This window comes from Phenylobacterium sp., assembly GCF_020253645.1.
In the GTDB taxonomy this organism is placed as follows: Bacteria; Pseudomonadota; Alphaproteobacteria; order Caulobacterales; family Caulobacteraceae; genus Phenylobacterium.
Window position 1 is genome coordinate 1 of record NZ_JADCBG010000124.1, and the last position, 9,986, is coordinate 9,986.

At 68.2% G+C, this 9,986-nt stretch carries 7 protein-coding genes; 4 read left to right on the forward strand and 3 right to left on the reverse strand.

What is annotated here, in order from left to right:
* Positions 1–313: 313 nt before the first annotated feature.
* Complete coding sequence (locus tag INE98_RS08730; protein ID WP_293538268.1) at positions 314–649, reverse strand: hypothetical protein; 336 nt, start codon at positions 647–649, stop codon at positions 314–316.
* Positions 650–802: 153 nt separating this feature from the next.
* Between INE98_RS08730 and INE98_RS08735 the strand changes: the two genes are divergently transcribed.
* A complete protein-coding gene (locus INE98_RS08735; protein WP_293538269.1) occupies positions 803–1,717 on the forward strand; it encodes a tetratricopeptide repeat protein in 915 nt (304 codons plus the stop codon).
* Positions 1,684–2,670, forward strand: a complete 987-nt coding sequence (locus tag INE98_RS08740) for a hypothetical protein (protein ID WP_293538270.1) — start codon at positions 1,684–1,686, stop codon at positions 2,668–2,670. The genes INE98_RS08735 and INE98_RS08740 overlap by 34 nt, the downstream gene beginning before the upstream one ends.
* A 55-nt stretch (positions 2,671–2,725) precedes the next feature.
* Here INE98_RS08740 and INE98_RS08745 read toward each other — a convergent pair whose 3' ends face one another.
* Both INE98_RS08745 and INE98_RS08750 read right to left on the reverse strand, forming a co-directional pair.
* Positions 2,726–5,107: a TonB-dependent receptor gene (locus INE98_RS08745; RefSeq protein WP_293538272.1), complete on the reverse strand. Its 2,382-nt coding sequence runs from the start codon at positions 5,105–5,107 to the stop codon at positions 2,726–2,728.
* A 190-nt stretch (positions 5,108–5,297) separates the two neighbouring features.
* Positions 5,298–6,233, reverse strand: a complete 936-nt coding sequence (locus tag INE98_RS08750) for an alpha/beta hydrolase-fold protein (protein ID WP_293538273.1) — start codon at positions 6,231–6,233, stop codon at positions 5,298–5,300.
* 244 nt (positions 6,234–6,477) lie between these two features.
* Here INE98_RS08750 and INE98_RS08755 point away from each other — a divergent pair, with 244 nt between their 5' ends.
* Both INE98_RS08755 and INE98_RS08760 read left to right on the forward strand, forming a co-directional pair.
* Positions 6,478–8,877, forward strand: coding sequence for an arylsulfatase (locus INE98_RS08755; RefSeq protein WP_293538275.1), 2,400 nt, complete (start codon positions 6,478–6,480; stop codon positions 8,875–8,877).
* Between the two features lie 133 nt (positions 8,878–9,010).
* Entirely contained in the window at positions 9,011–9,781 is a 771-nt protein-coding gene (locus INE98_RS08760) for an enoyl-CoA hydratase (RefSeq protein ID WP_293538277.1), read from the forward strand.
* Positions 9,782–9,986 lie beyond the last annotated feature (205 nt).

Genomic DNA, 9,986 nt, shown 5'->3' on the forward strand with positions numbered 1-9,986 from the left:
AGCCGCCGCCAACTCCCCAAACCCAAGCTGACCCGTCGACTTCACTGACATCGCAATCCCTCCGCCGTCATCGACAGGGAATCACGATCCGAGGATTTCGCAATAGTCCCCCTCGGGAGGGGGAGGAATTGGAGGGAGTCGAGGGTTCGCCCTCAGGCTGAACGGGTCCGCGGGCTCTATCCGCTCCGGTCGAGTCCGGGGTTCCGTCTTCTGCAGGGGCGCTGAGGGCGATGCGGTTGCCCTCGCTGCCTTCGATTTCGGCGACATCGCCTTCCTCGCCGACGTGGGTCCTGGGGTAGAGGACGGGGGGCGGTTACCTCAAGGCCGCCGCATTCTCGTGGACGAAGTCGGCGAGTTTGCGCGGCGGGCGCCCGGTGATCGTTTCCACCACGGGCGAGACCCCGGCCGCCCAGCCCTGCTTGATGACGTGGTTGAGGCTCATCAGCCACTCGATCACCTGGGGCGGGGAGCCCATCCGGGTCAGCGAGTCCACCGCCGCCGTTTCCGGAACGTCGACATAGCGGACGTCGCGGCCGATCTGGCGGGCGATCGCGGAGACCATCTGGGCGTCAGTAAGGTTCTCGGGGCCGGTGAGCGTATAGCTCTGACCGGCGTGCGCCGCCGGGTGGGTCAGGATTTCGACGGCCACGTCGGCGATGTCTCGCACATCGATGACGGCCGTCGCGCCGTCGCATCCGGCAGGTCGTCGCCGCAGGGGACGGCCCCCTGAGATGGCGTCTTGCCAAGGCGGCTTCCCCGAGGGCACAGATAGGCGCGACACTTCCGGATCGGAGGACGCGCGATGGGGTCGTTCAGGGTTCTGGTGCTGGCCGGCGTGATCGCCGCGATCACAGGCGGAGCGGCCCTGGCCGCCGGCTCGGGCGGAGGCGGCGGATTGGACCTGCCGTCAGACAGCGGGCCCAGCTATGACCCCGCCGAGGAGTACGCCAAGGCCCTGGCGGCGCTCAATGCGCGCGACTACAGGGCCGCCGCCCGGTCGGCCCAGCGCGTGACCCAGGCGGTTCCCCAGAACCTGGAGGCCTGGAAGCTGCTGGGCGCGGCCCACGCCGGCGCGGAGAACTGGAGGGGTGCAAGGCGCGCCTACGAGCGGGCCTTGAGGCTGGCGCCGGAAGACCTTTCGGTGCGTGGCGGACTTGGACTGGCGCTGGCCAGGCTTCAGGATCCCAAGGCGCAGGAGCAGCTGGACTGGCTGAGGGCCAAGGCGGCGGCCTGTGGTCCGGGCTGCGACGCTGCGCAGCTTCGCAGCCTGACCGCCGAGCTTGAGCAGGCCCTGGCCGCACCGGCCTCGCCCGGCGCCCGGCTGGACCAGCCGCTGATCCTGGCCGACGCCGGCGACGCCGCCTATCTCGACGCCGTGGGTCTGATCAACGAGGGGCGCTATGAAGCCGCCCTGGTCAGCCTGGACGCGGCCCGGGCGGCGTTCGGACCCCATCCGGATGTCCTGACCTACCAGGGCTTTGCGCACCGCCGGCTTGGCCGGTTCGACACGGCGGAGGGCTTCTACCGCCAGGCGCTGGCGGTGGCGCCGGATCATCGGGGTGCGCTGGAATACTATGGCGAGCTCAAGGTCGAGCGGGGCGACAGGGCCGGGGCGCGCCGGATGCTAGCCCGCCTCGAACAGGCCTGCGCCTATGGATGCGCCGAGGCCGAGACCCTGAGGTCATGGATCGAAACCGGCGGCGATCCGGGACGCTGAGCCGGGTCCGCGCCGGGGTCGGACTTGCTCTGGCGCTGGCGGCCTCCGGCGCGCTGGCGTCCGACACGCCGGAGGCGCTGAGGGCCATGGCCTGGCTGGCGCCGGACGCAGACCCTGCTGTGGCGCTTGGCCGGGCGCCGACAGAGTGCCTGCGCTTGCCCGACGATCCGGCGCGGGTCCGCTCGATCGAGATCGGACGGGCGGCGTTCCGCGATCCGCTTCTGCTGGGCGGCCAGGCGGCGCGCGCCGGCCTGTCCTGCGAGAGCTGCCATGCCGGCGGCCGCGACAATCCGGACTTTCGCTTTCCGGGCTTGTCGGGGGCGCCCGGCACGGCGGACGTGAGCACCTCCCTGTTCTCCCGGGTACGCGGCAATGCGGTGTTCGATCCGCTGCCGATCCCGGATCTGGCCGGACCCCGCGCGGCGCTGAAGACGCCGCCGGAGGCGCTTCCCGCCTTCATCCGCGGCCTGGTGGTGGAGGAGTTCGACGGCGCCGAGCCGCCCGAGGCCGTGCTCCGGGGGCTGGCCGACTACACCGCCGCCCTCACCCCCGACGCCTGCCCGGCGGCGCAGGATGGGCCGGTGACCCTGGCCGGCCATCTCTCCGACGCCCGCCGCGCCCTGGCCGCCGCCGCGACCGCGCCCGACCCGCAGACCGCCGCCCGAATGATCAGCTCGGCCCGGTCGACCCTGTTCCTGATCGACGAGCGCTACCGGGCCCTGCCCACCGAAACCCGCGCCCTGCGGGCCGCTGCAGCGCGCCTCGCCCGCCTGCAGGCCGCCGCCCGGGCGAGCGCCCCGAACCTGGCCCGCGACATCGACGTCTGGATCCTGGACTCCCGGCGCCTCGAGCGCCGCCTCGCCGCCCGGGAGGCCCAGAGCCTCTACGCCCCGTCCCGCCTGGCCGGACTGTCGCGGAACGGCGGCGTGGAAGGAAAAAGGGCGGGACCTTGATGGCCCCGCCCTCCCCGTCTTCGGCGCCCCTGGCGGGGCGTCCTGATCCGTCGGATCAGAAGGCCTTGCGGACGCTGACGCCGTAGGTGCGCGGCGTGTTGACCGCAAAGCCGAGGCGGGCGCGGCCGCCGCGTTCGCGGTCGAAGGAAAGCTGGGCGTTCTCGTCGGTCAGGTTGTTGACGAAGGCCGTGATGGTCAGTCCGTCGGCGCTCTCCACGCCGGCGCTGATGTTGGCCAGCTCGTAGGACGGAAGCTTGAGATTGACCGTCGTGGCGGCCGAGGCCGGGGCGCCCAGGAAGGGCAGGTTGTGCACGAAGGTGCGCGGGTTGTTCTCCTGGTCCGCCGGCTGGGTGTAGCGGTCGCCCACGTGCTGGACCGAGGCGTTGACGAAGCCCGTCAGGCTGTCGGTCACCGGGAACTCATAGCTGCCCGAAGCGGTCACCTGGAACCGCGGCACGCTGGGCAGGCGGTTGCCGTCACGGATGCCGGTGGCGGTGGTCAGGGCGCCCGGCAGGGTGGTCTCGAACTTGGAGTCCGTGACGCTGCCCGACAGGTTGAGGCTGAGGCCCTCGAGCGGGTTCAGGCCGACCTCGAATTCGACCCCGCTGGAGCGGGCCTTGTCGACGTTGAACACGATGCGCGACGAGCAGCTGCCCGCGTCCAGGGTGACCTGGAGGTTGTCGATCTGGTTGAAGAACCCGGCGACGTTGAAGGTCGCGCCGCCGGTCCGGGCCTTCATGCCGAGCTCGTAGTTCCAGAGGGACTCGTCCTTGTAGGACTGGAAGCCGCCGAAGAGGGCCCGGTCCGCCGGCGTGCAGAGTCCGACGTTCAGCGGATCGTTCACCCCGCCGAGCCGGAAGCCCTTGGAGACGCCGCCATTGATGGTGACGTTCTCGGTGGCCTCGTAGCTGAGGATGATCCGGGGCGAGACGCCGTCGGACTTGGTCTTGTCCTTGCGGTTGTCGCCGTTCGAGAACAGGCCGCCCGACTTGAAGGACCGCTCTTCCTCGAAGTTGTAGTAGCGGGCGCCCGCCGTCGCCCTGAAGCGCTCGGTCAACTGGTAGGTGGCCTCGCCGAACACCGCGTACTGGGTGATGGTGTAGGGCAGGCTGGAGTTGAAGGGCGAGTTCAGGGGGAAGCCGTTGGCCGCGCCCGCCGACGTGCCGGCGCCGAACCGGGCGTCGGTGAAGGCGTCGTATCCCGGCGTGGGGAGCCGCTGGTTGTAGGTGCGGTCGATGGTCGAATAGAAGGCGCCGGCCACCCACTGCAGGGGGCCGTCTCCGGTCGAGGCCAGCCGCAGTTCCTGGCTGAAGGTGTCCACCTTGGTCGTATCGCGCAGGTTGGAGGCCAGCTGCACGCCCGCCGCAGGGAAGCCAAGGTCGACGGAAACCGAGCCCGTGAGGGCGCTGGCGTCGCGGCTGACCAGGATGTCGCGGGTCAGGTAGCTGGTGACCGAGGTCAGGTCGATGGCGTCGGTGAGGGAGGCCTCTACCTTGAAGTCGGCAAGCACCAGTTCGTCGGTGAACTTCTCGCGCAACCTGAGGAACTGCTGGTTCCGCTTGAAGGTCGTGGCCGGAACGGCCGTGGTCTGGGGATTGGCGTAGAGGTTCCAGATCTCCGAACGGTTGAAGCCGTTGCTCTCCACCCGCTGATAGACGATCCGGGGCGTCAGCCGCACGCGATCGTTGGGCTCGATCAGGACGGAGACCCGGGCGCCCGTGCGGTCGCCATCGTTGATGTCCTTGCCCGCCGCGGGGCCGATGGCGTCGATGAAACCGCCATAGTTGGTGCGGTAGCCGACGAGCCGCAGGGCGGCGCTGTCGCCCAGCGGGAGGTTCACGGCGCCCTTCAGGTCACCGCCGACGCCGCCGCCGTCGATCTGGTTGAGACCGGCCTCGAGGGACCCGCCGTACTCGCCGAGCCGGGGCTGGTTGGTGATGTAGCGGATGGTGCCGCCCACCGAACCCGAACCGAAGAGCGTGCCCTGGGGACCGCGGAGCGTCTCGACCCGGTTGAGGTCGAAGAGATCAAGATCGGGCGTGAAGAGGGACAGCGAGATCGCGGACTCGTCGAGATAGACCCCGACCTGCTCCTTCACCCCGGGCTGGTCGCGGACGACCTGGCCGGCGGAGACGCCGCGCACGGAGACCTGGCTCTGGCCGGGCCCGAGGTTCTGGACCGCCAGGCCGGCGACGTTGCGCGACAGGTCTTCGAGCGACCCGGCGCCCGAGCGCTGGATCGCCTCGGCGGTCTGGGCGTTGATCGAGAACGGCACCTTCTGCAGGCTGAGTTCGCGCTTGGTGGCGGTGACGACGATCTCGTCGACCTGGGCGGGAGCCGCCTGCTGGGCGAGGGCCGGGCTGGCCCCGATCAGGAGGCTGACTCCGGCGAGAAGAATTTGCCTGTTGGTCCGACGACCATGGGTTGCGATGCGCATGTCTTGCCTTCCCCTGTTACCAAGCCGGGCGCGTGTCCCGCGCCGGCGGATGCGCGGGACCTGAATCCAGAGGCGTCGGCGTCCGCAAGGTCAGGCGGCTCGCAGGCAGGACATTTGCCGGGGACTGTCACGGAAATGTCGCAGTCCGTCCGGTGTCCGCATGGCCTTCTCCGTGGGGGGCGCCCTCCCCTCAGAGGTCTGCGAAGGCGGCGCGGTAGAAGGCCCATTGCCGGTCGCCGAGGGCGGTCAGGACCTGGAAGGGGTCGTGGCCGACGCCCGGCAGGACGATCCAGTCGTGGGGGATGCCAAGGCCATTGAGGTAGGCGTGGAAGTCCCGGTTGTTCCCGAAGGTCTCATCGCGATCGCCGATGACGAGGCGCAGGCGGGAGCGGCCAGCGAGGCGGGCGGCGTTCTCCCGGGCGTAGCGGCGGGGGCTGACCGCCTGGAAACCCGCCTGGGAGCCGCCGTAGACTTCACGCAGGAGCTCCTCGGCCTGCGCCTTGCTCGCGCGGGGGGCGGTGGTCAGGAACTCCTGCATCGGCCCGGCGCCCATCATGGAGACGGTGCGGAAAAGCTCCGGATAGCGGAAACCGAACCGGGCCGCGCCGTATCCGCCCATGCTGAACCCGTCGAGGAGCCGGCCCTCCCGCGTCGCCAGGGTGCGCCAGTTGGCGTCGATATAGGACCGCAGCTCGTGGACGATGATCGTCTCCATCGGCGCCTTGCCGTTCGACCAGTCGACATACATGCCCATGGACAGGCCATTGACGAAGACCACCAGGAAGGGCGGGGCCAGGCGGTTCCGGATGGCCTGGTCGAATTCGGCGGCGAGCCCGGGGATGCCGGAAACCCCGCCCCCGGAGCCGTGCAGCCAGTAGACCACGGGAAACCGGCGTTCCGGGCCGGCCGCATAGTCGGGCGGGACGTAGATGTGGAAGCTGACCGGGCCGCCCCGCGCCTCGCTTCCGAAGGTGTGGAAGGAGACGCCTGGCCCCTTTGCGGCGGCGGTCACCCACTCGAGACCGGGTGCAGTCCGAAGAGATGGCGACCGCGCGATGGCGCCTGAGGCGGCGGCCAGGCCTGACAGGCCGGCGCCCAGGGCGAGCAGGTGTTGTCGTCGGTTCATGGGTAAGGTCCTCCAGGATGACGCCCCCGGAAGCATCAACTGGCCGGAACGGGAATTCCGTCGCCCGGGCGATAGCTGGCGGCGCGCGAGACCGAGCGACGCACGTCCTGCAGCCTGTCGCCGCGACGGGCCGGCGATCGCCCGCCAAACACGGCGGCTGTGTCCCCTTGTCTCGCTACTGAAAAGCGACAATGGTCACGATCCTTATTCAGACACTGAAATCTGGGTCCTCGAAAGATCGACCATGACTGAGACAATCGCACGGACAGGGCGCTGCTGGCGCGGGGGGCTCCTGAGGGGCGTTGGCAGGCAGGCGCTTTGCAACTTCGCCGGGGCATTGGCGGTTGCTGGCTTCGCGGCCCCCGTTCTGGCGGCGTCTGTGCCGGAAAGGACCGTACTGCCGATTCCCGCAGCCGCCTTCCAGGGGGTCCAGGGCCTGCAACCGAAGGATTCGACCCCGTCGTTCCCTCGGGCCGTTGAGGCGCCCGCCGAGGCTCCAAATGTCCTGCTGATCCTGATGGATGACATCGGCTTCGGCGAGACCAGCACTTTTGGCGGGCCGGTCCCGACACCCAACCTGCAAAGGCTTGCAGACCAGGGCCTACGCTTCAACCGGTTCCACACCACAGCAGTCTGCAGCCCGACCCGCGCCGCCCTCATCACCGGCCGCAACCACCACAGCGCCCACACCGGCGCCGTTACGGAGATGGCGACGGGCTACCCCGGGTACGACACGATGATCGGGCCAGACACGGCGACCATCGGCCAAACCCCAAAGCTCAACGGCTACAACACGGCCTGGTTCGGCAAGAACCACAACGTCGGCGACTGGGAATCCAGCCAGGCGGGTCCCTTTGACAGGTGGCCGACGGGCCTAGGGTTCGAGAAATTCTACGGCTTCATCGGCGGCGTCGCCAACAACTGGCGACCGGCGCTCTTCGACGGAACAACCCCGATCGAACCTTATCTCGGCAACCCGAACTACAACCTCGACTTCGATCTTGCGGATCAGGCAATCGCCTGGGTGCAGACGCAGAAGACCATGGCGCCCGACAAGCCCTTCTTCATGTACTACGCCACCGCCGCAGGCCATGCACCGCAGCAGGCCACGCCCGAATGGATCGCCAGGTTCAAGGGCCAGTTCGACCAGGGCTGGGACAAGGTCCGAGAGGAAACCTTCGCTCGACAGAAGGCGATGGGGATCATTCCTTCGGACGCCCGTCTGACCCCAAGACCGGCGGCCATGCCCAGCTGGGACTCGGCCAGTCCGCGGGAGAAGAAGGTCTATGCGGCGATGATGGAGCTTGCAGCCGCACACGTTGCGCAAGCTGACTACAACATCGGCCGGGTCCTCTCAGCCATCGACGACATGGGCCAGACCGACAATACGTTGGTCATCTTCGTGGTGGGTGACAATGGCGCCAGCGGTGAGGGTTCGCTGCGGGGCGCATTCAATGACATGAACATTGTCGCGCAGAGCCAGGAAAGTCTCGACTATGTCGAGAGCCGCCTGCCCGATTTCGGGACCTGGAAATCCTCCAACCTTTATCCGGTCCCCTGGGGGTGGGCGATGAACACCCCGTTCCAGTGGACCAAGCAGGTGGCCAGTCATTTCGGCGGCACGCGGAACGGAATGGTCGTGTCCTGGCCCAAAGGCATCAAGGCCAGGGGCGAGATCCGTACTCAGTTCCACCATGTCATCGACGTTGTGCCTACGGTGCTGGAGGCGGCGAATCTGCCGCAGCCGGTGCGCGTCAACGGCGTCGACCAGCGTCCAATCGAAGGCACGAGCATGCTGTATGCCTTTGCAGACCCGAAGGCGCCGGGACGCCGCACGACCCAGTACTTCGAGATCTTCGGTAACTCCGGAATCTACCACGATGGCTGGTTCGCCTCGACAACGCCCACGCGGTTGCCCTGGAGCGGGGTCGGCAACGACATGAACGTGCTGACGACGAAGTGGGAACTCTACAACATCGACAAGGACTTCTCGCAGGCCAATGACCTTGCCGCGAAGAACCCCGAGAAGCTCCGGGAAATGCAGACCCGCTTCTATGTGGAAGCCGCAAGGTACAATGTTCTGCCTATCCAGACCTCTGCCGCAGAGCGGTTCGGCGAGGGCATCCGACCCAGCCTGACCGGGGATCGCAAGAGATTCACCTACATGGCGGGCATGACCCGTATCCCTGAAGGCGCCGCACCCAACATCAAGAACCGAAGCTGGGGACTCAGCACCGAGGTCGAGGTCATCGGCAATGACAATGGTGTGATCGCCACCCAGGGCGGACTGTTCGGGGGATGGGGCTTGTACTTCGAGAACGGCCGCCCTGTCTTCAGCTATACCTTCGCTGATGGGTCTAACTTCCGCGTCGTCGCCAAGGACCCGCTGACGACCGGGAAGCACAAGCTCTCCGTGGACGTTGTGCCGGAAGGGGCGGGCATGGGAAAGCCCGCTACAGCTACCCTCAAGGTGGATGGAGCGCCGGTCGGGACGGTCCGGGTCGAGAAGACGATCCCGTTCCGATTCTCGACCGAGGAGACGCTGGATTTTGGCCAAGATACGGGAACCCCGGTCGATCTGAGCTATGACGTACCGGCTAGATTCACGGGAAAGCTCGGAAAGATCGTGATGGAACTCAAATGAGATACAGCCGGTACTCGGGCGACCTCCGGGGTCGGCGCGTTGCGGTGAACAAGGTCCAAAGGGCCGCCGCTTGACTTCCCCCGGGGCGGTCCCCTCCTCTGCTCGCCAGATTTCAGACGCCGGGAGGAACCGCATGCTGCTCGTGGACATCAAGGACCAGGTCGCCCTGGTCACCCTCAACAGACCCGATGCGATGAATGCCCTGAGCCGGGCGCTGAGGGCCGAGCTGCACGCGACGCTGCAGAGGCTGGACGCCGACCCGGCGGTGAAGGTGATCGTGCTGACCGGCGCGGGCGAGCGAGCCTTCACGGCGGGCCTGGACCTGAAGGAGCTGGGCGGCGACCCGAACGGGCTGCGGGCGGCGAACGCCACCGAGCCCTCGGAGAACCCGGCCTGGGCGGTGATCGCCTGCCGCAAGCCGGTGATCGGCGCCATCAACGGGGTGGCCATCACCGGCGGCTTCGAGGTGGCCCTGGCCTGCGACGTGCTGATCGCCTCCACCAAGGCCCGGTTCGCCGACACCCACGCCCGGGTGGGCATCACGCCGGGATGGGGGCTCTCGCAGAAGCTGTCGCGCCTGATCGGACCCTACCGGGCCAAGGAGCTCTCCCTGTCCGGCAACTTCCTGGACGCCCGGACGGCGGAGGCCTGGGGGCTGGTCAACCGGGTGGTGGCGCCGGAGGAACTGGTGCCTGTAGCCCTGCAGCTGGCCGCCGACATGGCGAGCATCGATCTCGACATGCTCATCACCTACAAGGCCATGATCGACGACGGCTACGAGACGACGCTTCGCCAGGGCCTGGAGCTGGAGCAGGCGCGCTCGACGGCCCACAACCGGCATGTGACCCCGGAGTCCGTGGAAGCCCGCCGCGCCGGCATCCAGGCGCGGGGGCGGACGCAGTAGGAAGGGCGGGGTCGGCTGAGAGGCCGTTGACCCCCTCCGGCCCGCTGCGCGGTCCACCTCCCCCTCAAGAGGTGGAGGAATTGGGGAGCCATTGCTCCCCTGCGGGGACTATTGCGAAATCCTCGGATCGTGATTCCCTGTCGATGACGGCGGAGGGATTGCGATGTCAGTGAAGTCGACGGGTCAGCTTGGGTTTGGGGAGTTG

Bases quoted from the DNA above. Each gene is read 5' to 3' on its own strand.
- INE98_RS08735 (WP_293538269.1), top strand. From the start codon at position 803: ATGGGGTCGTTCAGGGTTCTGGTGCTGGCCGGCGTGATCGCCGCGATC.
- INE98_RS08740 (WP_293538270.1), top strand. From the start codon at position 1,684: ATGGATCGAAACCGGCGGCGATCCGGGACGCTGAGCCGGGTCCGCGCC.
- INE98_RS08745 (WP_293538272.1), bottom strand. From the start codon at position 5,107: ATGCGCATCGCAACCCATGGTCGTCGGACCAACAGGCAAATTCTTCTC.
- INE98_RS08750 (WP_293538273.1), bottom strand. From the start codon at position 6,233: ATGAACCGACGACAACACCTGCTCGCCCTGGGCGCCGGCCTGTCAGGC.
- INE98_RS08755 (WP_293538275.1), top strand. From the start codon at position 6,478: ATGACTGAGACAATCGCACGGACAGGGCGCTGCTGGCGCGGGGGGCTC.
- INE98_RS08760 (WP_293538277.1), top strand. From the start codon at position 9,011: ATGCTGCTCGTGGACATCAAGGACCAGGTCGCCCTGGTCACCCTCAAC.